We start from the raw sequence: 24146 nt of genomic DNA on the forward strand, positions 1-24146 counted from the left end.
CCGGGCGCGGCTCAGCGGGTCGGGACAGGCTCCTCGCCGCGGTAGTCGTAGAAGCCGCGCTTGGTCTTGCGGCCGAGCCAGCCGGCCTCGACGTACTTGGTCAGCAGCGGGCACGGGCGGTACTTGGTGTCCGCCAGACCGTCGTGCAGCACGTTCATGATCGCGAGGCAGGTGTCGAGCCCGATGAAGTCGGCGAGCTCGAGCGGGCCCATCGGGTGGTTCGCGCCGAGCTTCATCGCCATGTCGATCGAGCGCACGTTGCCGACGCCCTCGTAGAGCGTGTAGACCGCCTCGTTGATCATCGGCACCAGGATGCGGTTGACGATGAAGGCCGGGAAATCCTCGGCCGAGGCGGCGGTCTTGCCGAGGTTCTCGACCACCTTCAGGCAGGCATGGTAGGTCGGCTCGTCGGTGGCGATGCCGCGGATCAGCTCGACCAGCTGCATCACCGGCACCGGGTTCATGAAGTGGAAGCCGAGGAACTTCTCGGGCCGGTCGGTGCGCGAGGCGAGCCGGGTGATCGAGATCGACGAGGTGTTCGAGGTCAGGATCGTGTGCGGCAGCAGGTGCGGCACCAGCCCCTCGAAGATCTTGGTCTTCACCGCCTCCTGCTCGGTGGCGGCCTCGATCACCAGGTCGGTGCGGGCCACCTCGACCACGTCGAGCGTGGTGGAAATCTTCGCCAGGGCGGCGTCGCGGGCCTCGGCCGAGATCTTCTCGCGGCTGACCTGGCGGTCGAGGTTGCGGGTGATCAGCTGCACCGCGGCGTCGAGCGCGTCCTGGCTGACGTCCGACAGGCGCACCTCGTAGCCCGCCAGCGCCATGACATGGGCGATGCCATTGCCCATCTGGCCCGCGCCGACGACACCGATGCTCTTGATTTCCATGGGCCCTATCCTGCTCTGATGCGCGGCAACCTTATGCGCCCGCGCCCGCCCGCCGCAAGCGGAACACCGGCAATTTTTGCGAGGATTTTCGCATTAGCGAATTGTTGGGGCGGCGCGGCGATCCTGATCCCGGGTGAATGGGAATCAATTTGGGGGGCGTCATGTCCGTTGCCGGATCCTTTCAGGGTGCACTGGAATATTTTCCATGCCGCTATGGCCGCTCGCGGCTGCTGTTCCGCGGCCCGAAACGCGCGCTCGACGGGCGTTACCTCGCCTTTCTCGGCGGGGCGGAGACCTTCGGCCGGTTCGTCGAGGCGCCCTTCCCGGTGCTGGTCGAGCGGGCGCTCGGCCCGGTGGAGGCGGCGGAGGAGCCGGGAGTGCCCTGCGTGAACCTCGGGGTGATCAACGCCGGGATCGACCTCTTCCTTGGCGATCCGGCGATCCTGAACCTCGCCGCGCGGGCGGAGCTCTGCGTCATCCAGGTGATGGGGGCGCAGAACATGTCGAACCGGTTCTACGGCGTGCATCCCCGGCGCAACGACCGCTTCCTGCGCGCCTCGGACCGGCTGCAGCAACTCTTCCCCGAGGTGGATTTCACCGAGTTCCACTTCACCCTGCACATGCTGGGGCGGCTGCGCGAGATCTCGGAGGAGCGTTTTGCCGAGGTCACCGCAGAGCTGCGGCTGGCCTGGGTGGCGCGGATGAAGCACCTGCTGACGCTGCTCGGCGGGCGCGCCGTGGTGCTCTGGGCGGCGGGCCATCCGCCGCCGGACACCCATGTCAACGCGCTCTCCCCCGCCCCGCTTTTCGTCGAGCGCGGCATGATCGAGGCGCTGCGCCCGCGGGCGGCGGCGCTGCTCGACCAGCCGCTGTCGCCCGCCGCGCTGCAGGCGGGCACCGGGGGCATGGTCTTTGCCGACTTCGAGGCGGGTGCGGCGGGCGAGGCGCTGAGCCCCGCCGCCCATGTCGAGATCGCCGCGGCGCTGGAGCCGGTGCTCCAGAGACTGCTCGCCCGGAAGCGGCGGCGCGCGCCCTGAAAGGCGGCGCGCCGGGCCCGCGGATCAGCCGGGGAAGACCGCGAGCTTGTTGCCGAGTTCGGCAAGCCGGCCCCAGTGCGCCCGGTAGTCCTCGCTCGCCTTCTGGAAGAAGGCGCTCTGGATGTGGATCAGGTCGGCCGGGGTCTTGCAGTGCAGGATCCGGTGCTGCGTCGCCACGTCCTCGCGCACGCGCTCGGCGGTGAAGCTCTGCAGCTCGGCGCCGATGTCGAGCATCGTGTCGACGAGCGCGGTGGCGGCATAGGGCTCGAGGTTCCAGCTCATGCGGAAGCTGCGCTCGTCCGCTGCGGCGGGCATCGCCTTCACCGCGACGGGTTTCGCGGCGACCGGCTTCGGGGCGGCGGGTTTCGGCGCGACCGGCGCCGGAGCCACCGCGGCCGGGGCGGGTTTCGCGGCCACGACCGTCGCCTCGGGCGGGGTCGATTCGGCGGGTTTCGCCGCACTGCGGCGTGCCGGGGCGCGGGGCGCCGGCGCGGGTTTCACCGCCTCGGGCGCGGCCGTCTCGACCGGTGCCGGGGCCTCGACCTGCGGCGCCTCGAGGGCGGGCGCGGCGGCGGTCTCGATGACCTCAGGTGTCTCTTTTGCCACGGAAGTTGCGGCCTGTGCCGGTGTCACGGAGGCAGGTTTTACTGGGGTTCTGCGACGCGTCGCGCTGCCCCGCGACGATGTTGACTGGCCACGCGCTGCGGTCTTGCGGGGGGTCGGCTTATCCATGTCCGGGCTCCTTCCAAGCAGGATGGTACTGCCCAACCCTTACCACAGGTCAGGCCCGGGCGGCACGCTGCAGGCCCCGCCCGGAGCCAATTTGTCACAGGCTGCTCTGCAATGCAGCAATGCTTTCGCGGAGAATGTCCGCAACCCGGTCGATCATCGCGTCATCCATGATGAGCGTCGGCGACAGGATGAGGATATTGCCCAGCGGGCGCGCGATCAGGCCGCGCTTCTGCGCCTCGCGGGCGACGCGCAGGCCGATCAGGTCCTCCGGCGCGAAGGGGATCTTGCGCGCCTTGTCCTTCACGAACTCGATGCCGATCATGAAGTGGCTGCCGCGCACCTCGCCCACCACGTCGAACTCCTCGAGCTGGCGCAGCAGCGCCTCGAAGCGCTTGCCGGTCACCCGCACCCGCTCGGGGATCTGCTCGCGCTCCATCAGGGCGATGTTGGCGAGCCCCGCGGCGGCGGCGGCCGGGTGGCCCGAGTAGGTCATGCCGTGGAAGAACATGCCGCCGGGGCCCGAGATCACCTCGTAGATCTCATCCGACATGATCGTCGCCGAGAGCGGCTGGTAGCCCGAGGTCAGCCCCTTGGCGGTGTTGATGATGTCGGGCTGCACGCCGAACACGTCCTTCGAGGCGAAGAAATGCCCGAGCCGGCCGAAGGCGGTCACCACCTCGTCGGTCACGTACTTGATGTCATGGGCGCGGCAGATCTCGGCCATGGCGACGTGGTAGCCCTCGGGCGGCACGATCACCCCGCCGGCGCCCATGATCGGCTCGGCGACCATGCAGGCGATGGTCTCGGCGCCGTAATGGGCGATGGTGTCCTTGAGGTCCTGCTTCAGCGCCCCGAGGAACTCGGCCTCGGTCATCTCGGGCGCCTCGCGCCAGTGGTGCGGGCTGCGCAGGTGGTGGACCAGCTCGCCCGACTTGCCCCAGCCCTCGGAATAGCCCGGCGTGGTCATCGCGACGGTGAGGTTGGTCGAGCCGTGGTAGGCGCCGAAGCGGCAGAGGATGCGCTTCTTCTTCGGTTGGCCCAGCCGGTTGAAATAGTGGTGCAGGATGCGGATCGCGGTCTCGTTGGCGACCGAGCCCGAGTTGCCGAAATGCACCTTGTTGAGGGGGCCCGGCGCCAGTTCGGCCAGCTTCACCGCCAGCGCCGCGGCGGCGGGGTGGGTGAAGTTGTAGAAGGTCGAGTAGAAGTCGAGCGTCTCGAGCTGCTCCTTGATGGCGTCGATGATCTCGGGGCGGCGGTGACCGACGTTGACGCACCAGAGCCCGCCGATGCCGTCGATCAGCTCGTTGCCCTCACTGTCGCGCACCATGGCGCCCTCGGCGCTGACGATGACCGTGCGCGCCCCCGACTGCTTGAGCGCGTTGAGATCGGCCCAGCTCTGCACGAGGTTGGTGTCGGCGGTGAGCACGCCGTCGGTGGAGATGTCGAGATCGAGCGACATGGGGTCAGACCTCCCTGAAGTCCTGGATTTGGGTGGAGCGGAGCTCGGGCGCGACGGGCGTGCCGACCTCGGCGATCAGAAGCGTCTCGGTGGTGCCGGCCCGCGCGATGACGCGCGCATCGGGGCCGACGATGACGGAGTTGCCGCCGAATTCGAGCCCGGCATCCGGGCCGCAGAAATTCGCATAGGCGATGGTCACGTTCGACTCCGCGGCGCGGGCGGGCACGAAAACTTTCGAGACATGCTCGAAGCCCGCCGGGTTGGCGGTGGGCACGAGGATCAGCTCGGCGCCGCGCTGCGCCAGCGCCCTCACATGCGGGGCGAACTCGACGTCGTAGCAGATCAGCATCGACGTGCGCATGCCCTCGAACTCGAACAGGCAATAGGCGTCGCCCGGGGCGAAGCTGGCCTTCTCCATCGGGCCGAAGAGCTGGATCTTGCGGTAGTGCCCGGCCTCGGCGCCGGTGGCGTCCCAGCAGGTCGCGGCGTTGTAGACCGTCTCGCCGTCGCGCTCGGCCCAGCCGACGCAGAGGCCGCAGCCCGCCGCAGCCGCCATGTCCGACAGGCGCCGGCACCACTCGCCGCCGCGCGGCTGCGCCAGCGCGCCGTGCAGCTCGGGCCAGTTGTAGCCGGGCAGGAAGAGCTCGGGCGCGACCAGCAGCCGCGCGCCGGCGGCCGCGGCCACGAGGAGTTGTCTTTCGAGGCGGGCAAGGCCCGCCTCGATGTCACCGCCGATCGGCGGACCCTGGTAGAGGGCGAGTTTCATCGTCACTTTCTGGGGGTTCACTTCTTCAGGTTGGTCCAGATCGCGTCATACATGACCTGCACGTCCTCCGGGCAGGCCTGCACGAACACGCCCTTGGCATCCGCCGGCGGGTTCGATTCCGGCGAGTTGGCGACCTCGGGGTCGAGGAAGGGCTCCACGCCCTTCACGCCCGAGGTGTATTGCGCGTAGTTGGTGACCGCGGCGGCATTCTCGGGCTCGAGCAGGAAGTTCATGAACTTCAGCGCGTTGTCCCGGTTCGGCGCGTCCTTGAGCAGCACCACGTTGTCCATCCAGACGATCATGCCCTCCTTGGGGAAGACGTATTCGATCGGCGCGCCCTCGACCCGGGCCTTGGCCGAGAAGCCCGACCAGATCATCCCGGCGGCAGCATCGCCCGACACCAGCACGTCCTTGGCCACGTCCGAGCCGAAGCTGGCCCAGCCCGCCTTGGCGCCTTGCACGAGGTCGTTCAGCGCCTTCAGCTGCTCGCGATCCGAGGTGCATTGCGGGATGCCGAGATAGAGCGAGCCCAGCGTCAGCGTCTCGCCCGAGGTGTCGAGCACGTTGATCTTGCCCTTCAGCTCGGCGGGCGGCTCGAAGATCAGCGACAGGCTGTCGAGCGGGCCCGAGTAGACCTCCTTGTTGACCGAGAAGGAGGTCGAGCCCCACTGGTAGGGGATCGAGGAATGCCGGCCCGGATCGAAGTCGACGTCCATCCAGCGGTCCTCGATATTGGCGAAGTTCGGGATCTCCGAGGGCTCGAACGTGTCGAGCATGCCCTCGTCGCTCATGATCTTGACCATGTAGTCGCCGGGCACCGCCACGTCGTAGCTGCCCATCTTGCCCGCCTTCAGCGCGGCCAGCAGCGCCTCGTTGCTGTCGAAGGTGTCCATGGTCACCTCGACGTCGTACTCGGCGGCGAACTTGTCGAGCAGCTCCTGCGGGATGTACTCGAACCAGTGGTAGATCGAGAGCTTGCCCTCGGCGCTGGCACCGGTCGCCAGCGACAGCGCCAGCACGGACGTGGTGAGGAAGGTCTTCATGAAGGTCTCTCCGCTGTTGATCTGTTGGATGTGTTTCTTGGTTTTTATCGTTTGGATTGCCCCGCCCGCCCGATGATCCAGGAAAGCGTGACGAAGACCACCGAAACCCCCAGAAGCAGGGTCGAGATGGCCATGATGTTGGGCTTGATGCCCTGCTTGACCGATCCGAAGATCGCCGTGGGCAGGGTCTCGACCCCGGCGCCCTTGACGAAGTTCGTGATCAGGAAGTCGTCGAGCGAGATGATGAAGGCCAGCAGGAACCCCGACAGGATCCCCGGCACCATCAGCGGCAGCAGCACCAGCCGGAACGCCTCCCACGGGGTGGCGTAGAGATCCATCGCCGCCTGCTCGTAGACGTCCGGCACGCTCTGCATCCGCGCCGAGATCGGCAGGTAGGCGAAGGGGATGCAGAACACCACATGTGCGATGAAGATGGTCAGCAGCCCGGTCTTGAAGCCGATGGTGATGAAGAACACCAGCGAGGCCACGGCGGTGACGATCTCGGGCACCATCAGCGGCAGGTTGATCAGCGCAAGGCTCGCGGTCTTGCCCCGGAAGCGCCCGGTGCGGTTCATCGCCACGGCGGCGGCGGTGGCGATGAGCGTCGCGCAGATCGCCGCCCCTATGGCGATCGAGAAGCTGTTGATCGCCGCGTCGCGGAACTTCGGCGCCTCGGGGCCGGTGAAGACATCCACGTACCACTTGAGCGAGAAGCCGCCCCAGCGGGTGATCGAGGTGCTGTCGTTGAAGCTGTAGATCGCGACGATCACCAGCGGCGCGTAGAGCACGAAGAGGCAGAGCCAGGTGATCGCGCGGAACCCGGTGAAGCGGCGCAGGTCGACGGGCTTGGCCATCACTTCTCCCCCTTCGTCTGCGCGCGGGCATGCACCAGCAACACGCCCATGACGATGGTCAGCAGGATCATCGAGGCCGCCGCGCCGAAGGGCCAGTTGCCCGCCGCGCCCTTGAACTGCTCCTCGATCAGCGAGCCGATCATGAAGGTCTTGGCCCCGCCCAGCAGGTCCGGCGCGAGGAAGGCGCCGAGCGAGGGCACGAAGACGAGGATGCAGCCCGCCACGATCCCCGGCTTCACCACCGGCAGGATCACCAGCCGCAGCGTCTGCCAGCTGCTGGCGTAGAGATCCGCCGCCGCCTCGGACATCGAGAAGTCGTAACGCTCCACCGCCGCGTAGATCGGCAGCACCATGAATGGCAGGTAGCTGTAGAAGAGCCCGAGCTGCACGGCGAAATTGGTGTTCACCAGCGCCAGCGGCCCGTCGATCACGCCCAGCGCCAGCAGAAGCTCGTTGAGCGGCCCGGTGTCACGGATCAGGAACTTCATCGACACGGTACGGATCAGCAGGTTCACCCAGTAGGGCACGGTGATCAGGAACAGCCAGACCGAGCGCTCCTTCACGTCCCGCGTGGCGATGAACCATGCCGTCGGGAAGCCGATCAGCAGGCAGAGCACCGTCGCAAGGCCGGCCTGCCAGATCGAGCGCCAGAAGATGCCGATGTAGGTCCATTCGATCGAGGCCGGCTCGTCCCCGAACAGGCCGCGGTCGAGGAAGAACTGGTCGTAGGCGGCAAGGGTGAAGTCCCAGATCACCCCGCCGCGGAACTCCTTGGTCAGCACCGAGTAGACCGCCATGATCGCCACCGGCGCCACGAGGAAGACGCCGATGAAGATCCACGCTGGCAGCATCAGCCGCGGGCCGTTGCCCCTGTAGATGTCGGATTTCGAGGCGCCCCCCGGCGCGCCGCCGGACATCAGTCCGACAGCAGGCGCGCCGCGCCCGCCTCGATCTCGAGCCCCAGCCGCGCGCCCCGCTCGGGGATCGCGCCGGTGCCGTTCTGCATCCGCACCACCAGCGCCTCGCCGCTGCCGAGTCGCGTGTGCAGCTGCGTGTCGGTGCCGAGGTAGACGTGGTCCTCGACCGTCGCCTGCAGCTGGCCCTCGCCCGGCGCGGCGATGCCCAGCCGCTCGGGCCGCAGCGACAGGTGCCCCTGCCCGACCCGCGCCCCCGGCGCCGCCGGGCAGCTGAGCCGCGCGCCGCCGGGCAGGAGGATCTCGGCGATCCCGTCCGAGACGCGGTTCGCGGTCACGTCGAGCAGGTTGGTCTCGCCGATGAAATCCGCGACGAAGCGGCTCGAGGGCGCCTCGTAGATCTCGCGCGGGGTGCCGATCTGCTGCACGTGTCCCGCCGACATGACCGCGATGCGGTCCGACATGGTCAGCGCCTCTTCCTGGTCATGGGTGACGAAGACGAAGGCGATGCCGGTCTCGCGCTGGATCGCCTTCAACTCCGACCGCACCGCCTGCCGCAGCTTGAGGTCGAGCGCCGAGAGCGGCTCGTCGAGCAGCAGCACCTTGGGCCGCGGCGCCAGCGCGCGCGCCAGCGCGACGCGCTGCTGCTGGCCGCCTGACAGCTGCGCCGGGCGGCGCTCGGCGAACGGGCCGAGCTGCACCAGTTCCAGCACCTGCCGGGCCCGCGCCTCGGCATCCGAGGCGCTCCAGCCCAGCCGCAGCAAGCCGAAGCTTGCGTTCTGCAGCACGGTCATGTGCGGGAAGAGCGCATATTGCTGGAACACCGTGTTCACCTGCCGCTTGTGCGGCGGCAGCGGCGCGATGTCCTGCCCGTGCAGCCGGATCGCCCCTTCCGAGACGTCCTCGAACCCGGCGATGCAACGCAGCAGCGTGGTCTTGCCGCAGCCCGAGGGGCCGAGCAGGGTGAAGAACTCGCCATCCCCGATCTGCATGGAGACGCCGTGCAGCGCGGTGACGAAGCCGTAGCGCTTCACCACCTTGTCGATCTCGACCGCATTCGCCGTCACAGGAGCCACGTTCTCCGACATCGATTCCCCTTGCCCTATACCCCCGGTTTTCTGAGGATCAGGCTACAAACCGGCGAAACGGGGGGTATATACCCCCAAAGAGGTATGATGCAGGAGCTTGCAGGCACCCCCGAGGCCCACCTCGGGCATACGATCACGGCCCTCGGAACCGAGGATTTCGCGCCGTCCCTCTACCGCTGGCTGACCCACAGCTACGACATCGACAACACCACGATGCTGGCCTATTTCCAGTCGCGCAAACCGCAGGTTCTGTTCACCCAGTCGCGCGCGCCGCAGGTGCATGAACGTCTGGAAGATGATTATCTTTCAGGTGCTTACCTTCTCGATCCCTTCCACGACCTGCACGTGCGCAGGGTCCCTGCGGGGCTCTACCGGCTGCGCGACATCGCCCCCGACGCCTTCCTGCGGAACGAGTATTTCGCGGCCTACTACCGGCGGACCACGCTGATCGACGAATTCGCCTACGTCGCCAACCCGGCAGAGGGGGTATCCGTGCATGTCTGCCTTGGGCGGGATGCCTCCTCGGGGCGCAGCTTTTCGCAGCGGGACATGGAGATCGCCCAGAAAATAGCCCCGATTGCCTGCGGATTGTGCGAAAAGCAATGGGCGGGACTGTCCTCCTCGGGCGACTATACCGACAACGCGCTCACCGAGAGGTTGATCGGCGCACTTCAGGACGAACACCGCATCCGCCTCAGCCCGCGGCAGGCCGAGGTCGCGCTGCTGATCCTGCGGGGGCATTCCACCGTGTCGATCGCTCTGCGGCTCGAGTTGAGCCCGCAGACCGTGAAGGTCTTCCGCCGCCAGCTCTACCGCAAGTGCGGGATCTCCTCGCAGGGCGAACTCTTCTCGCTGGTCCTGCCGCTGCTGACCGACTAGGCGGGAAACCAGTCGTCCCCGCGGGGACGCATCTGCGGCAAGGCCCGCATCCGAGCGATCCAGCCCGCCATCGCCTCCGAGGGCGCGACCCCGGCCTTGTCGAGCCATTGCACGTAGCCCCAGATCGCGCAGTCGCCGATCCCCGGCGCATCGCCATGGAAGAAGGGCCCGTCCCCCAGCAGCCGGTCGAAGTTGGCGCGGTCGGTCTCGTAGCGCCCGGTGAGCCACTCGATCGCACCGTCGGGGAAGCTGTCCCCGCCGGGACGCCGGGATTCGACCAGCTGCGGCAGGCACATGCCGATGCGGTTCGCCTCCCAGATCAGCAGCTCGGCCCCGCGGCGCAGCCCCGCGGCGCTTTCGCCGCCCAGCACCTGCCAGCGGCGGGCGATCTCGAGCAGGATGGCGCCCGACTGGGTCATGGCCTCGCCGTCCACCACCAGAGCGGGCACCTGCGCCAGCGGGCTCGCGGCAAGGAAGGCGGCGGGGCGTGTTTCGGGCGCGGCCCAGATGTCGACGAAGACGGTCTCGTGGTCGATCCCGGCAAGGGCGAGCGCCAGCGCCACCTTGCAGGCGTGGCCGCTGTCGGGGTGTCCGTAGAGGGTGATCGTCGTCATGTCGGTGGTCCTGTGCTTGTCCGCGCCCAGTGATCGCCGTCCCCGCGGGGACGGTCAAACGCGCTTTCGTGCGCCCCCCGATCACGAGGGTTGATGACACGCCGGAGTGACTTGACGGGGGCGCGATTTGCAGGCTCGGTGCGCGCCGTCCCTTAACGGTTTCTCAACGTCTTCCCGAGCCGCACCGGAGTCGCCGCATGACCTTCCACGATCCCGCCGCCGAGCTTCGCGCCAATGTCGCCGTCCCCTTCGAGAGCGCGCAGGCGATGCCGGTCTCGGTCTACACATCCGAGGACTTCCTCGCGCTCGAGCAGGCGCATGTCTTTGCGAAGAGCTGGCTCTGCGCCGGGCGGGTGGACGCGCTGAAGGCACCGGGCGACTACCTGACGATGGAGATCGCCGGCGAGCCGATCGTGGTGCTGCGCGACCGGGACGGCGCGCTGCGGGCGCTGTCGAACGTCTGCCGCCACCGCATGTCGGTGCTGCTGGAAGGGCGGGGCAACGTGCGGACCATCACCTGCCCCTACCACGCCTGGAGCTACAACCTCGACGGCTCGCTGCGCGGCGCGCCGGCGATGGAGCTGAACACCGGCTTCTGCAAGGAGAGCACCCGGCTGCCGCCGGTCCGCTGCACCGACTGGAAGGGCTGGATCATGGTCACGCTCGACCCGGGTCTGCCCGAGCCAGGCGAGACGCTGAAGGAGGTCGACGACCTCGTCGGCTACCTGCGGATGGAGGATTACGTCGAGACCTTCCGCGAGGAGCACCGCTGGGACACCAACTGGAAGATCCTCGCCGAGAACTTCATGGAGAGCTACCACCTGCCGATGTGCCACGGCGGCACCATCGGCGGCGCGGTGGACCTCAGGAAGATGACCTGCCCCGAGGGGTTCGAGGGCTTCAACTACCACCACATCCTCAAGGACGACTCGATCGCCCTGTCGATCGCCCATCCGGGCAACACCGAGCTGCAGGGCGAGGAGCGTTACCGGACCTGGCTGCTGGCGGTCTATCCCTCGCTGCTGATCACCCTGACGCCGGGCTATTTCTGGTACCTCAGCCTGACCCCCGACGGGCCGGGCCACGTGCGCATCCTCTTCGGCGGCGGGCTGCACCCGGATTTCATCGCGGACCCCGAGGCCGCCGCGCATTTCGACGCGCTGAAGGGCCTGCTCGACGCGGTCAACGACGAGGACCGGGGCTGCACCGAGCGGGTGTGGAAGGGGATGCAGTCGCGCTTTGCCGCGCCGGGCGCGCTGTCGCATCTCGAGCGGCCGAACTACGAGTTCGCGCGCTGGATCGCCGGGAAGATCCCGGCTGACCTTCCGGCCTAGCGCGGGGATCCCGGCGGCGGACCGGGGGTTTCACACCCCCGGACCCCCGTGGGATATTTGGACCATGTGGAAATCCGGGGCTCAGGGCTTCCGGGTGACGTTTTCCGCGAAGGCCTTGTCGAAGGCGGCCTGCTTCTCGGGGCTCGCCTCGGTCTGGTTCTGCGCGCGCCACTCGTCATAGGGCATGCCGTAGAAGATCTCGCGCGCCTCGGCCTTGCCCATCGCGATGCCGCGCTCGTTCGCGGCCTCCTCGTACCAGCGCGACAGGCAGTTGCGGCAGAAGCCGGCGAGGTTCATCAGGTCGATGTTCTGAACGTCGGGCCGGTCTTCCATCAGGTGCTGGCGCAGGCGGCGGAAGGCGGCGGCCTCGAGCTCGGTGCGGGTCTGGTCGTCCATGTCTCTCTCCTCTCAGTCGGGGGCGCGGGCGAGCGCGGTCTTCAGCAGCGGCGCGAGGCGGCGGCCCCAGTCCTGCTGCGCTCCGGGCTCGGCGATGAGATCGTTGCGCAGCTCGATCAGCGTGTTGTGGCGGCCGTGTTGCAGCGCGTGGCGGTGCACCGAGTCGCCCGGCAGGTGGCCGGGATAGGGCTCGTTGCGCCCCACCACCAGATCGGGTTGCGCCGCGAGCAAGTCAAGCAGCGCGTCCGACAGGCGCGAATCCCAGCCGTGCAGGATGCCCACGTGCCAGGGCCGCGGCAGGCGGCCGCGCAGCTGCGGGGTGAAGGAATGCACGGCGATCAGCGCCAGCTCGGGGCGCTTTTCGAGGAGCCCGGCCACGGCATCGTGATAGGGGCGCCAGTAGGCCTCGGTCCGGCGCGCGCGTTCGGCGTCGTCGGCGTGGCGGTTGCCGGGGATGATCGAGCCGTCGTAGAGCCGCATCAGCAGCGTCGGATCGTCCTCGCCGCGGTTGGGGTCGATGACGAGGCGCGAGAAGTCGGTCCAGACGAAGGGGCTGTCGAGCGCCTCGGCCAGGGCGCGGGCGGTGCCGAGCGCGCCGATGTCGTAGGCGATGTGGCGCGCCATGTCCTCGGGCGGCAGTCCGAGGCATCCGCCGAGCTCGGCGGGCACGCTGTTGGTCGCATGGTCGCAGGTAACGAGGAACCTGCCTTTCCGCGCCGCCCCCTCGATGTGATATGCCGTGTGAGTCATCTTCTTTTCGCAGTTTGCAGCGACTGTGGGACCGTGTGTAGATGAGTTGCACCGCGAAGGGAATTCGACAATAAAAGGGGCGCATGTTAGCGATAACTGTTGGCGGCCGGTTCAAAGTTGAACCATGACGCTGACCAGGAAGGCCCAGGCGAAGACCCCCGGATCAACCGGGCGCGGGCAGGAGGTCCAGGAGTTTCAGATGAGACGTTTGCGCAAAGTCAAGATCGTGGCCACGCTCGGGCCGGCGAGCAACACCTACGAGATGATCCGCACGCTGCACGAGGCCGGGGCGGACGTGTTCCGACTCAACATGAGCCACGGCAGCCACGAGGACATCACCAAGCTGCACCGGGCGATCCGCCAGGTGGAAAAGGACCTCGACAGCCCGATCGCGATCCTCGCCGACCTGCAGGGTCCGAAGCTGCGCGTGGGCGAGTTCGCCAATGGCTCGGAAGAGCTGGAATGGGACGAGACCTTCCGTCTCGACCTCGACACCGCGCCGGGCACGGTCAAGCGGGTCTGCCTGCCCCATCCCGAGATCTTCCAGGCGCTCGGCGTCGGCGCGCACCTGCTGGTGAACGACGGCAAGATCCGCCTGCGGGTCGAGGAATGCGGCGAGGATTTCGCCAATTGCGTGGTCGAGGCGGGGGGCACGATCTCGAACCGCAAGGGGGTCAACGTGCCCGACGTGGTGCTGCCGCTGGCGGCGCTCTCGGAGAAGGACCGGGACGATCTCGAATTCGCCGCGGCGCTCGGCGTCGACTGGCTGGCGCTGAGCTTCGTGCAGCGTCCCGAGGACGTGGAAGAGGCGCGCAAGCTCTGCGACGGCCGCGCCGCGATCCTGTCGAAGATCGAGAAGCCCGCGGCGGTGAAGGCCTTTGACGAGATCCTCAAGGTCTCGGACGGGGTCATGGTGGCGCGCGGCGATCTCGGCGTCGAGCTGCCGGTGCAGGCGGTGCCGCCGATCCAGAAGCGGCTGATCCGCAAGTGCCGCGCCGCCGGCAAGCCGGTGATCGTGGCGACGCAGATGCTTGAATCGATGATCGAGAGCCCGATGCCGACCCGCGCCGAGGTCTCGGACGTGGCGACCGCCATCTACGAGGGCGCCGACGCGGTGATGCTCTCGGCCGAATCCGCCGCCGGGCAATACCCGGTCGAGGCGGTGACGACGATGAACAACGTCGCCATCAGCGTCGAGAAGGACCCGACCTTCACCGAGGTCATGGAGAACTCGCGCAACATCCAGCGCGCCACCGTGGCCGACGGCATCGTCGCCGCGGCGCGCGAGATCGCCGAGACCGCCAACGTGAAGGCGATCTGCTGCTTCACCTCCTCAGGCACCACGGCGGCGCTGGTCGCGCGCGAGCGCCCGCGGGTGCCGATCATCGCGATGACCTCGCTGCGCGGCACGGCGCGGCGCCTGTCGCTGACCTGGGGCACCCATTGCGTGATGACCGGCGAGCTCGAGCGCTTCAAGCAGGCGGTGGTCAATGCCGCGCGCGCGGCGCGGGCGCAGGGCTATGCCGGCACCGAGGACCAGATCGTGGTGACCGCGGGCGTGCCCTTCAACATGTCGGGCACCACCAACATCCTGCGCGTCGCCCCCTGCGACGAGCGGCTGATCTACTCGACCGATCCCGAGTGATCCGCGGCTGACAGGGACGGGGCCGCGCCCGGCTGCGGGTGCGGCCCCTCCCCCCTTCCGGTGGCGAATCCGGCTTGCAAATATCCGGCCCCCCGCCTATAGGGGCGCCTCTAACCGCGCGGCCGGCCCATTGCGGCATGCCGAGTCGCGCCAGTACGCACTTCGTTAAGGAGACGAAAATGCCCAAGATGAAGACGAAGTCGAGCGCCAAGAAGCGCTTCAAGGTCACCGCGACCGGCAAGATCGTCGCTGGTCAGGCAGGCAAGCGCCACGGCATGATCAAGCGCACCACGAAATTCATCCGCGACGCGCGCGGCACGACCACGCTGTCGGCTCCCGACGCGAAAATCGTCAAGGGCTACATGCCCTACGACCGCTGATATAGGAGAGCTGAACAATGGCACGAGTCAAAGGTGGTGTCGTCACCCACGCCCGTCACAAGAAGGTCATCAAGGCAGCCAAAGGTTACTACGGCCGCCGCAAGAACACCTTCAAGGTTGCAGCCCAGGCCGTCGACAAGGCCAACCAGTACGCGACCCGCGACCGCAAGAACCGCAAGCGCAACTTCCGCGCCCTGTGGATCCAGCGGATCAACGCGGCAGTGCGCGCACATGACGAGGCTCTGACCTACTCGAAGTTCATCAACGGCCTGAACCTGGCCGGCATCGAAGTCGACCGCAAGGTGCTGGCGGATCTCGCCGTGCACGAGCCGGAAGCCTTCAACGCCATCGTCGACCAGGCGAAGGGCGCGCTGGCAGCCTGATAGGCGCCAACGGCAGACTTCAGGAAACGCCGCTCCCCCGGGGGCGGCGTTTTTCGTTTGGCGGGATCGGAGGGGGGCTCTGCCCCCGCCGCGCGGGGCGCGGCTCCCCCGGGATATTTTCGACAAGTGGAAGCGGCAGGCGGCCCCCGCCCTTGCGCGCCGGACCCGCAGCCGGTACTGCACGAACCCGAATAGATGCTCGGAAGAGGCCCGGAATGGACGACCTGCGCGACAAGTATATCGACCTGATTGGCAAGGCGGCGGATGAATCCGCGCTTGAGGATCTGCGGGTGCAGGCCGTCGGCAAGAAGGGCGAGATCAGCCTGCAGATGCGCGAACTGGGCAAGATGAGCCCCGAGGAGCGCCAGCTCATGGGGCCGAAGCTCAACGCGCTGAAGGACGAGATCAACGCCGCGCTCGGCGCCAAGAAGGCGGCGCTGGCCGATGCCGCGCTGAACGAGCGGCTGCAGGCGGAGTGGCTCGACGTGACCCTGCCGGGCCGGAGCCGCCGCGTCGGCAGCATCCACCCCGTCAGCCAGGTCTGGGAAGAGTGCACCGCGATCTTTGCCGACATGGGCTTTGCCGTCGCCGAGGGCCCGCAGGTCGAGACCGACTGGTACAACTTCGACGCGCTGAACATCCCCGGCCACCACCCGGCCCGCGCCGAGATGGACACGTTCTACATGCACCGCGCCGAAGGGGACGACCGCCCGCCGCACGTGCTGCGCACCCATACCTCGCCGGTGCAGATCCGCTCGATGGAAGCCGGCGGCGCGCCCACCCGGATCATCTGCCCGGGCCGCGTCTACCGCGCTGACTACGACCAGACCCACACGCCGATGTTCCATCAGGTCGAGGGGCTTGCCATCGACAAGGACATCTCGATGGCGAACCTCAAGTGGGTGCTGGAGGAGTTCTTCTCGGCCTATTTCGGCCGCTCGGTGAAGACCCGCTTCCGCGCCTCGCACTTCCCGTTCACCGAGCCCTCGGCCGAGGTGGACATCCAGTGCCAGTGGAAGGACGGCTCGGTCACCGTCGGCGAGGGTGACGACTGGCTGGAAGTGCTGGGCTCGGGCATGGTGCACCCCAAGGTGCTGCAGGCCGGCGGGATCGACCCGAACGAGTGGCAGGGCTTTGCCTTCGGCATGGGGATCGACCGGATCGCCATGCTGAAATACGGCATCCCCGACCTGCGCGCCTTCTTCGATTCGGACCTGCGCTGGCTGCGCCACTACGGCTTTGCCTCGCTCGACATGCCGACGCTGCACGGCGGCCTCTCGCGCTGAGGCGCGGTGCACAACGAGACAGAAGGCCCGGTGCGCAAGCGCCGGGCCTTTTTCTTTGCGGTTTTGGGACGGGTGGATGCGCCGCTGTCAGCGCCGCGAGGCGAGCCAGGCGAGGCGCACGAAGTTGCGCTCGACGAGGGCCATGGCGGGGGCGCGGGCGCCGGCGGAGCGGATCGAGAGGTCGGTCTCCATCAGCATCCCGAGCGCATCCTCGAGCCGGTCGGCGTTCCAGTTCGAGGCCTGGCGCAGCATGCGGTCGCGGCGCGGGCCGAAGAGCGGCGGGCGCAGGCGCTGCACCCCGGCCTGCGGCCCGCCCTGGGCCGAGGCCAGCGCGTAGAGCACGCGGAAGTGGCGCATGGCCATGATCAGCAGAGTGACCGGCGCGACCCCCTGCCCCGAGAGCCGCTGCATCAGCGGGCCGATCTCGGGCGAGCGGCCCTCGGCCACGACGTTGAGGATGTCGTCGAGCTCGGCCTCGATCGAGGCGGGGGCGCAGAGCGCCACCTCCGCCGGGGTCAGCGGCGCGGGATCGTCGAGCTTGTAGAGCGCGAGCTTCTCCAGCACCTGCCGGAAGTCGCCGGGCTCGAGCGCGCGGGCGAGATGCTCGAGCGCGTCGAAGGCGGCGCGGTCGACCTGGGTGAGCCCGGCCTTTGCGAGCGCCGCCTCGATCTCGTCGCGGCCCGGCGGGTCGGAATAGATGCCGATGGCCAGCGCCGCGGGCGCGGCCTCGAAGAGCTTGCGCAGCGCGGACTTGGCGGTGAGCGAGCCGGCGGTGACGATGATCTGCGCGTCGCCCGGGCGCCAGTCGGTCAGCGCCGCGCCCATCACCTTGGCGAGCCCGTCGGAGGCCTCCTCGACGAAGACCACGCGCGGGCCGGGAAAGAAGCCCTGCGCCTTCACCGCGTCGAGCAGCAGCGCGGGATCCTTGCGCAGGTCGGCACCGCCCATGCGGGTGAGGCGCATCTCGGCCTCGGCCTCGGGGCCGACGAGGGCGGCGATGATCTCCTGCCGCCGGTGCGCCACGCGCATGGCATCCTCGCCGTAGAGCAGCACGCCCGCGCGGCTTGGATCCGGCTTGCGGAAGAAGGCCTGCGCCTCGCGCCCCGCCAGCTTCATCGCGGCAGGTCCGCCGCGGCCAGCAGCAGCCGGTCGATCACCCGGTCGGCGAGCATGACCATCAGCCGCTCCTCGGCGTCGCGCTCGGCCGCCTGGGTGGCGGCGGTGGAGCCGGTGGTGGAATAGCCGGTGAAGGAGGAGGTGTCGCCCGAGCTCAGCGCCGTCTCGGTGGCGGCATCGCGCAGGGTGAAGCTGACGTCGCCGACCACGCGGATGCGCGTGGTGTTGCCGTCGGCGAGCGAGCCGTGGCCGGAGGTGCTGGTCCTCAGCCGCGTGTCGAGCCGGTAGGGCGCGCCGGGGGCGGCGCGGCCGAGCCGTTCCTCGAACCGGCGGTTGAAGAGATAGGCGTTGGGCGAGTCGGGCTCGACCAGGGCGATCTGCCCCAGCAGGCGCTGCCCGCCCCCCTGCGGCCCGTAGGCCGGGGTGAAGCCGCAGCCCGCGAGCCCGAGGGCGCCGCAGGCTGCAAGCAGGGTTCTTCGATCAGGCGACCACATTGACGATCCGGCCAGGCACAACGATGAGCTTCTTCGGCGCGGCCCCTTCGAGGGTCCGCACCACAGCTTCGTGCGCGAGGACGAGTTTTTCAATCTCTTCCTTGATCATGTCCTTGGGAACGGTGAGTTCGCCGCGGCGCTTGCCGTTGACCTGGATCGGCAGGGTGACGCTGTCCTCGACCAGCATCGCCTCGTCCGCCTTCGGCCATGCGGCGTTGGCGATGAGACCTTCGCCGCCCAGCAGCTGCCAGATTTCCTCGGAGAGGTGCGGGGTCATCGGCGACATCAGCTGCGCAAGGACCTTGGCGGCCTGCTTCTTCGCCGCCGCGCCCGCCTGCGATTTCGCGAGGGTGGCGGTGAAGGCGTAGAGCTTGGCGATGGCCGCGTTGAAGCCGAAGCTGTCCACGCCCATGGTCACGTCATGGATCGCCTTGTGCATCTCGCGCAGCAGCGCGGCATCCTCGTCCCCAGCGGGGGCGTCCGACGCGGCGATCTCGGCGGCGATGCGGTAGACCCGGGCGAGGTGCTTCGAGGCTGCCTCGGCGCCCGAGGCGGTCCATTCCACGTCACGCTCGGGCGGGCTGTCCGACAGCACGAACCAGCGCGCGGTATCGGCGCCGTACTGGCCGATGATCGCCACGGGGTCGACGACGTTGTTCTTCGACTTCGACATCTTGGCCGAGGGGATGATCTCGACCTCGGTGCCGTCCTTGAGGAAGCCCTTGCCGTCGCGCAGCTCCACCGCCTCGGGGTAGTGGTAGACCGGGCGGCCGTCGGCGTTGCGCGTCTGGTAGATCGCGTGGGTCACCATGCCCTGGGTGAAGAGTGCGTTGAACGGCTCCTTGGACTTCTCCGGCAGGTGGCCGGTGATGTTCATCGCGCGGGCGAAGAAGCGCGAGTACAGCAGGTGCAGGATCGCGTGCTCGATGCCGCCGATGTACTGGTCGACGTTCATCCAGTACTCGGCCTCGGCCATGTCGACCGGGGTTCCGGCGCGCGGCGAGGTGAAGCGGGCGAAGTACCAGCTCGAGTCGACGAAGGTGTCCATCGTGTCGGTCTCGCGACGCGCCGGGGCGCCGCAGGACGGGCAGGCGCAGTCACGCCACGAGGGGTGACGGTCGAGCGGGTTGCCGGGCACCGAGAAGTCGATCGGCTTGCCGTCCTCGTCGTAGGGCAGGCTGACCGGCAGGTTTTCCTTCTTCTCGGGCACGACGCCGCAGGCCTCGCAATGCACGACCGGGATCGGGCAGCCCCAGTAGCGCTGGCGCGACAGGCCCCAGTCGCGCAGGCGGTACTTGGTGACGCCCTCGCCGATGCCTTTCGCGGCACAGAAATCGACGGCGGCGTTCACGCCCTCCTCGCCGGTCTGCACCTCGGTCCCGGCGACGAGGCGGGTGTAGCGCACCTTCTCGGTCTTGGCGGGAACGAAGGGTTCCTTGAGGATGTCGATCTCGCCCTCGAGCGGGACGAAGGTCTCGACGATCGGCAGGCCGTACTTGCCGCAGAAGTCGTGGTCGCGCTGGTCGTGGCCCGGGCAGCCGAAGATCGCGCCGGTGCCGTAGTCCATGAGGATGAAGTTGGCGATGTAGACCGGCAGCTCCCAGTCCGGATCGAACGGGTGACGGACCTTGATGCCGGTGTCGAGCCCGCGCTTCTCGGCCTTCTCCAGCTCTTCCTCAGAGGTGCCCATGCGGCGGCACTCGGCGACGAAGGCGGCGACCTCGGCGTTGTCCTTCTCCAGCTCCTTGGCGAGCGGGTGGTCGGGCGAGATGCCGACGAAGGACGCGCCCATCAGCGTGTCGGGACGGGTGGTGTAGCACTCGATCCGCTCGAAGCCGGCGGGGGCCTCGATGGTGTCGAAGGAGAACTGCAGCCCGCGCGAGCGGCCGATCCAGTTCGCCTGCATCAGCTTCACCTTGGCGGGCCAGTCATCGAGCGTGTCGAGCGCGTCGAGCAGCTCGCCCGAGAAGTCCGAGATCTTGAAGAACCACTGGGTGAGTTCCTTGCGCTCGACCAGCGCGCCCGAGCGCCAGCCGCGGCCGTTCTCGACCTGCTCGTTGGCAAGCACGGTCATGTCGACCGGGTCCCAGTTCACCACGGCGTTCTTGCGGTAGACCAGCCCGGCCTCGAGCATGTCGAGGAAGAGCGCCTGCTGCTGGCCGTAGTATTCCGGATCGCAGGTGGCGAACATGCGCGACCAGTCGAGCCCGAAGCCCAGCGGCTTCATCTGCGCGACCATCGTGTCGATGTTGGAATAGGTCCAGTCCTTGGGGTGACCGCCCGAGGCCATGGCGGCGTTCTCGGCCGGCATGCCGAAGGCGTCGAAGCCCATCGGGTGCAGCACGTTGAAGCCGTTCTGCTTCTTGTAGCGGGCGATCACGTCGCCCATCGTGTAGTTCCGCACGTGGCCGATGTGGATGCGGCCCGAGGGATAGGGGAACATCTCGAGCACGTAGTATTTCGGCTTGTCTGCCGAGCGGGTGGCCTTGAAGGTCAGGGCGTCTTCCCAGGCGGCCTGCCATTTCGGCTCGATCGTGGCGGGGTCGTAGCGCGACATAATCTCTTGTCCCTCGGAGCGGATGGGTCTTGGCGGGTGATAGGGCAGGCCCTGCCTGACGTCCAGTGCCCGGGCCCCCGCAGCGGGCCGCACGGGCGACATTTCCGCAACCTTGGGGCGGTGAAATCAACTCCGCGGCGCTTTCGGCGTGGGCATGGGCGCGCGCCCGTGGAACACTGGGCGGATCGCCTTTGTCGTACCGAAGATCATGAAGATACTTTGTATTCACCAGAATTTCCCCGGCCAATACAAACATCTCGCGCCGGAACTCGTCCGCCTCGGACATGAGGTCACCGCCCTGACCCCGAAGGTCAAGGAGCCCACGCGCTGGAACGGGGTGCGTGTCCTGCCCTACGAGATCCGCGGCAGCAGCACCCGCGGCATCCATTCCTACCTGATGGATTTCGAGACGAAGATTCTGCGCGGGGTCAGCTGCTGCAACGCCGCGCTGACGCTCAAGCGGCAGGGCTACGAGCCCGACGTGATTCTGGCCCATCACGGCTGGGGCGAGAGCCTGTTCCTCAAGGATGTCTGGCCGCGGGCGCGGCTCGGGCTCTACTGCGAGCTCTACCACCTGACCACGCCGGACTTCCTCAGCTTCGATCCCGAGTTCGGCAAGACCATCTCGATGGGCGACGTGCAGCGGATCCGGATGAAGAACCTCAACAACCGGATGCACGAAGAGGTCATGGACGCCGGGATCAGCCCCACCTGCTTCCAGGCGGGCACCTTCCCCGAGCCCTGGCAGGACCGGCTCACCGTCGCCCATGACGGCATCGACACCGACCTCGTCGTGCCGAACCCCGCCGCCCGGCTCGAGCTTGCGGATGGCCGGGTGCTGACCCGCGACGACGAGGTGATCACCTTCATCAACCGCAACCTTGAGCCCTACCGGGGCTATCACGTCTTCATGCGCGCCCTGCCCGAGATCCTGCGCCGCCGTCCCAAGGCCGAAGTCACGCTGATCGGCGGCGACGAGGTGAGCTACGGCGCCAAGGCCCCGGACGGCACGAGTTGGAAGCAGGTCTTCATCGACGAGGTGCGCGGGCAGATCCCCGATGCCGACTGGGCGCGCGTGCACTTCCTCGGCCGCGTGCCCTATGACCGCTACCTGTCGATGATCCAGGTGAGCCGGGCGCATGTTTACCTCACCTACCCCTTCGTGCTCAGCTGGTCGCTGCTCGAGGCGATGAGCGCGGGCTGCGCGATTCTCGCCAGCGACACCGCGCCGGTGCGCGAGGTGCTCACCGAGGACGAGACCGGCTGGATGGTGGATTTCTTCGATCCCGCCGCGCTGGTCGAGCGGCTCTGCGCCCTGCTCGACGATGCGCAGGCGCGCGACCGGCTGGGGCGTGCCGCCCGCGCGCACGTCCGTGCCAACTACGACCTGCGCAGCCACTGCCTGCCGCAGCACGTGGACTGGGTGACCCGGCTCGCCGGGCTCGAGCCCCGGCCGCCCCGCGACTGAGCGACAAGGCAAAAGGCCGCAACGCAAAAGGCCCGGGCTTGCACCCGGACCTCTGCAATTCCGCCTCCGCGTGGGCGGCGAAGGATCAGATCTTGCCGTCGATGGCGCGCAACTGCCGCGCGCGGGTGAGGATCGCATCCTCGACCGCATGCACCGCCGAGGCGCTGGCCGGGCCCGAGCGGGTCATCAGCGCGACGTTGAGCGAGCGCGCGTCCAGCGCCGGGTCCGACACGAGGATGGTCGCGCGGTAGGCGGTGCCGCCGCCCGGCGGCGTGCCGTAGCCGGTGGTGATCACGCCGGTGAACGGGTCCACGGATTCCACAGGCAGGAAGTCCAGCACCTGCAGCGAGGCGTTCCAGATGTACTTGTTCACCGCGCCGACGCGGCCGGCGTCCGGCTTCGCCTTGAAAATGTCCCAGACGGTGGAATCGGGAGCGCCGCGCCCGTCGTAGACGTCGGCTTCCATGATCTCGTCGGCAGACCGGGTCTGCGCCATCTGCTGGGTTCCGCTCTGCGAGCAGGCCGCCAGACCCAGCGCCAGCGCGACGAGGGCAAGACCCTTTGCAAACCGCTCATACATCATGAAATCAAAGCTCCTGCCCGTCCGGTTCTTTGACCCTGCATACCCGCGGGCACCGCGTATAACAAGCCGTCAATCCCGGCGGCCCGGCGGGGCTCCGCGCCCACCCCGGACGCGGCGGCAGGACATTGAAACCCCCATGATATTTTTGTGGCAATTGGGCATCACTGATCCGCTTCGTGGGGCGCTGACCCAGCGACGGGTTGCCAGAGCCCGAGCCCCAAGCGCATAGAAGTGGCCATCAAGGCCGGGCTACCCGGATTGGTACGTGCCTTAGAACACATGAGGGAAACAATGAAAAAGATTCTGTTTGCTTCCACCGCGCTGGTTGCAACCGCAGGCATCGCCTCGGCGGAAGTCACGCTGTCCGGTTACGCTGAAATGGGTATCTACAACCCCGGCAACCGCTTCGATCAAAAGAACGACGAAGTTCAGTTCTTCACCGACATCGACCTGACCTTCACCATGTCCGGCGAAGCCGACAACGGCCTGGTGTTCGGTGCGAACATCGACCTCGACGAAGCACAGAAGCCGTTCACCAACCCCTGGCAGCAGGGCGGTGAGGCACTGTTCGTTTCGTACGGCGGCGCGACCCTGACCATGGGCGACACCGACTCGGCATACGACAAGATCGTTCCCGAGATGAACCTCGGCGGCGCAGGCTCGATCGCTGACGACGAAACCGTGCACGCTGGCTTCAACGACGGCGCAGAGTTCGACGGCGGCGTGAACGGCTCCGACGGCCAGATCGCACGCTTCGACTACGCCCTCGGCGGCATCACCTTCTCGGGTTCGGCCGAGCAGATCGCAGACGGCTCGAAGCCCAGCGATTTCGTGACCGCGTACGACGCAGCCACCGACACCAAGACCTTCGGCCGCGCAGACTCGGGCGAGACCCTGTGGTCGGCAGGCGTTGGCTACAAAGGCGAATTCTCGGGCCTCGACCTGAACGCTGGCCTTGGCTACCTGAAGCTCGACGAGTGGGCTGAAGTCTGGGGCGTGGGCGCGACCGTTGCCTTCGCAGGCGGCTTCGAAGTTGGCGCGACCTACAGCGACATCCAGGGCGAAGACGATTTCGCAGTCGACAGCGGCGACCATTGGGGCCTCGGCTTCGGCTACTCGATGAACGCTCTGTCCGTCGGTGTGAACTACGGCGCGTACGACTTCGATGATGCCGGCGGCCGCGAAGGCTACGGCATTGCCGTGAACTACGATCTCGGCGGTGGCCTCGTTGCACAAGCTGGCTACGGCCACTCGAGCTTCGACAACGAGCAGATCAACAGCAAAGGCACCAAGTTCGACGAAGACGATACCTTCTCGATCGGCCTGGCGATGTCCTTCTAATCTCATCTGAGATTGGACTGATCAGGGAAGAGCGGGCTTCGGCCCGCTCTTTTCTTTTGCGCGCCCAGCGGGCAGAACGGTCGCGCAAGACGACCGCCCGGCCACGGCACCGGGCGCAAGACACAAGACGCAAGACGGGG

The 24146-nt window shown here is 67.8% G+C and carries 24 protein-coding genes; 9 read left to right on the top strand and 15 right to left on the bottom strand.

Annotated elements, in window-relative coordinates; all coding sequences use genetic code 11:
• Positions 1 to 11: 11 nt before the first annotated feature.
• Positions 12 to 887 (bottom strand): 3-hydroxybutyryl-CoA dehydrogenase, encoded by an 876-nt coding sequence (locus tag PVT71_RS04385; RefSeq protein WP_353473283.1) that lies wholly within the window; start codon positions 885 to 887, stop codon positions 12 to 14.
• 161 nt (positions 888 to 1048) lie between these two features.
• Between PVT71_RS04385 and PVT71_RS04390 the strand changes: the two genes are divergently transcribed.
• A complete protein-coding gene (locus PVT71_RS04390; protein ID WP_353473284.1) occupies positions 1049 to 1924 on the top strand; it encodes a DUF6473 family protein in 876 nt (291 codons plus the stop codon).
• 24 nt (positions 1925 to 1948) lie between these two features.
• Here the strand turns inward: PVT71_RS04390 and PVT71_RS04395 are convergent, their stop codons facing one another.
• The 7 genes from PVT71_RS04395 to PVT71_RS04425 form a co-directional block, all read right to left on the bottom strand.
• The gene (locus PVT71_RS04395) at positions 1949 to 2530 is read right to left on the bottom strand and encodes a phasin family protein (RefSeq protein ID WP_353473285.1); all 582 of its coding nucleotides are present in this window, start codon (positions 2528 to 2530) and stop codon (positions 1949 to 1951) included.
• Between the two features lie 220 nt (positions 2531 to 2750).
• Positions 2751 to 4115: an aminotransferase class III-fold pyridoxal phosphate-dependent enzyme gene (locus PVT71_RS04400; protein ID WP_353473286.1), complete on the bottom strand. Its 1365-nt coding sequence runs from the start codon at positions 4113 to 4115 to the stop codon at positions 2751 to 2753.
• 4 nt (positions 4116 to 4119) lie between these two features.
• Positions 4120 to 4881 carry a carbon-nitrogen hydrolase family protein gene (locus PVT71_RS04405; RefSeq protein ID WP_353473287.1) on the bottom strand — a complete coding sequence of 254 codons (762 nt, stop codon included), beginning with the start codon at positions 4879 to 4881 and terminating at the stop codon, positions 4120 to 4122.
• Between the two features lie 17 nt (positions 4882 to 4898).
• Entirely contained in the window at positions 4899 to 5924 is a 1026-nt protein-coding gene (locus tag PVT71_RS04410; RefSeq protein WP_353473288.1) for an extracellular solute-binding protein, read from the bottom strand.
• Positions 5925 to 5968: 44 nt separating this feature from the next.
• Positions 5969 to 6778 (bottom strand): ABC transporter permease, encoded by an 810-nt coding sequence (locus PVT71_RS04415; RefSeq protein ID WP_353473289.1) that lies wholly within the window; start codon positions 6776 to 6778, stop codon positions 5969 to 5971.
• Positions 6778 to 7695 (bottom strand): ABC transporter permease, encoded by a 918-nt coding sequence (locus PVT71_RS04420; protein ID WP_353473290.1) that lies wholly within the window; start codon positions 7693 to 7695, stop codon positions 6778 to 6780. The genes PVT71_RS04415 and PVT71_RS04420 overlap by 1 nt, the downstream gene beginning before the upstream one ends.
• Positions 7695 to 8780: an ABC transporter ATP-binding protein gene (locus PVT71_RS04425; RefSeq protein ID WP_353473291.1), complete on the bottom strand. Its 1086-nt coding sequence runs from the start codon at positions 8778 to 8780 to the stop codon at positions 7695 to 7697. Before PVT71_RS04425 ends, PVT71_RS04420 begins: the two co-directional genes overlap by 1 nt.
• A gap of 87 nt (positions 8781 to 8867) precedes the next feature.
• On the opposite strand from PVT71_RS04425, the gene PVT71_RS04430 reads away from it, so the two are divergent.
• Positions 8868 to 9659 carry a helix-turn-helix transcriptional regulator gene (locus PVT71_RS04430; RefSeq protein ID WP_353473292.1) on the top strand — a complete coding sequence of 264 codons (792 nt, stop codon included), beginning with the start codon at positions 8868 to 8870 and terminating at the stop codon, positions 9657 to 9659.
• On the opposite strand, the gene PVT71_RS04435 is transcribed toward PVT71_RS04430, so the two are convergent.
• Positions 9656 to 10273 (bottom strand): glutathione S-transferase, encoded by a 618-nt coding sequence (locus PVT71_RS04435; RefSeq protein ID WP_353473293.1) that lies wholly within the window; start codon positions 10271 to 10273, stop codon positions 9656 to 9658. The genes PVT71_RS04430 and PVT71_RS04435 overlap by 4 nt on opposite strands.
• A gap of 197 nt (positions 10274 to 10470) precedes the next feature.
• Here PVT71_RS04435 and PVT71_RS04440 point away from each other — a divergent pair, with 197 nt between their 5' ends.
• Positions 10471 to 11607, top strand: a complete 1137-nt coding sequence (locus tag PVT71_RS04440; protein ID WP_353473294.1) for an SRPBCC family protein — start codon at positions 10471 to 10473, stop codon at positions 11605 to 11607.
• Between the two features lie 81 nt (positions 11608 to 11688).
• On the opposite strand, the gene PVT71_RS04445 is transcribed toward PVT71_RS04440, so the two are convergent.
• Entirely contained in the window at positions 11689 to 12003 is a 315-nt protein-coding gene (locus tag PVT71_RS04445) for a DUF1244 domain-containing protein (protein ID WP_353473295.1), read from the bottom strand.
• A 12-nt stretch (positions 12004 to 12015) separates the two neighbouring features.
• Positions 12016 to 12753, bottom strand: coding sequence for an N-formylglutamate amidohydrolase (locus PVT71_RS04450; protein ID WP_353473296.1), 738 nt, complete (start codon positions 12751 to 12753; stop codon positions 12016 to 12018).
• A 199-nt stretch (positions 12754 to 12952) separates the two neighbouring features.
• On the opposite strand from PVT71_RS04450, the gene pyk reads away from it, so the two are divergent.
• The 4 genes from pyk (at position 12953) to pheS (ending at position 16447) form a co-directional block, all read left to right on the top strand.
• Positions 12953 to 14398, top strand: a complete 1446-nt coding sequence (gene pyk / locus PVT71_RS04455) for a pyruvate kinase (RefSeq protein WP_353473297.1) — start codon at positions 12953 to 12955, stop codon at positions 14396 to 14398.
• Positions 14399 to 14577: 179 nt separating this feature from the next.
• Positions 14578 to 14778 (top strand): 50S ribosomal protein L35, encoded by a 201-nt coding sequence (rpmI, locus tag PVT71_RS04460; RefSeq protein ID WP_092426082.1) that lies wholly within the window; start codon positions 14578 to 14580, stop codon positions 14776 to 14778.
• 17 nt (positions 14779 to 14795) lie between these two features.
• Positions 14796 to 15161 carry a 50S ribosomal protein L20 gene (gene rplT, locus PVT71_RS04465; RefSeq protein WP_066102884.1) on the top strand — a complete coding sequence of 122 codons (366 nt, stop codon included), beginning with the start codon at positions 14796 to 14798 and terminating at the stop codon, positions 15159 to 15161.
• Between the two features lie 215 nt (positions 15162 to 15376).
• Positions 15377 to 16447: a phenylalanine--tRNA ligase subunit alpha gene (pheS, locus tag PVT71_RS04470; RefSeq protein ID WP_353473298.1), complete on the top strand. Its 1071-nt coding sequence runs from the start codon at positions 15377 to 15379 to the stop codon at positions 16445 to 16447.
• 87 nt (positions 16448 to 16534) lie between these two features.
• Here the strand turns inward: pheS and holA are convergent, their stop codons facing one another.
• Genes holA through leuS form a run of 3 tightly spaced genes read right to left on the bottom strand, consistent with a single transcriptional unit; the run spans position 16535 to position 20614 of the window.
• Positions 16535 to 17563, bottom strand: coding sequence for a DNA polymerase III subunit delta (holA, locus tag PVT71_RS04475; protein ID WP_353473299.1), 1029 nt, complete (start codon positions 17561 to 17563; stop codon positions 16535 to 16537).
• Positions 17560 to 18057, bottom strand: coding sequence for an LPS assembly lipoprotein LptE (gene lptE, locus PVT71_RS04480; RefSeq protein ID WP_353473300.1), 498 nt, complete (start codon positions 18055 to 18057; stop codon positions 17560 to 17562). The genes holA and lptE overlap by 4 nt, the downstream gene beginning before the upstream one ends.
• Positions 18044 to 20614, bottom strand: coding sequence for a leucine--tRNA ligase (gene leuS, locus PVT71_RS04485; protein WP_353473301.1), 2571 nt, complete (start codon positions 20612 to 20614; stop codon positions 18044 to 18046). Before leuS ends, lptE begins: the two co-directional genes overlap by 14 nt.
• 208 nt (positions 20615 to 20822) lie before the next feature.
• On the opposite strand from leuS, the gene PVT71_RS04490 reads away from it, so the two are divergent.
• A complete protein-coding gene (locus tag PVT71_RS04490) occupies positions 20823 to 22082 on the top strand; it encodes a glycosyltransferase (RefSeq protein WP_353473302.1) in 1260 nt (419 codons plus the stop codon).
• Positions 22083 to 22167: 85 nt separating this feature from the next.
• Here the strand turns inward: PVT71_RS04490 and PVT71_RS04495 are convergent, their stop codons facing one another.
• Positions 22168 to 22548, bottom strand: a complete 381-nt coding sequence (locus PVT71_RS04495; RefSeq protein ID WP_353473832.1) for a DUF3576 domain-containing protein — start codon at positions 22546 to 22548, stop codon at positions 22168 to 22170.
• 408 nt (positions 22549 to 22956) lie between these two features.
• On the opposite strand from PVT71_RS04495, the gene PVT71_RS04500 reads away from it, so the two are divergent.
• Complete coding sequence (locus tag PVT71_RS04500; RefSeq protein ID WP_353473303.1) at positions 22957 to 24006, top strand: porin; 1050 nt, start codon at positions 22957 to 22959, stop codon at positions 24004 to 24006.
• The last annotated feature ends 140 nt before the right edge of the window (positions 24007 to 24146 follow it).

This window comes from Salipiger sp. H15, assembly GCF_040409955.1.
In the GTDB taxonomy this organism is placed as follows: domain Bacteria; phylum Pseudomonadota; class Alphaproteobacteria; order Rhodobacterales; family Rhodobacteraceae; genus Salipiger.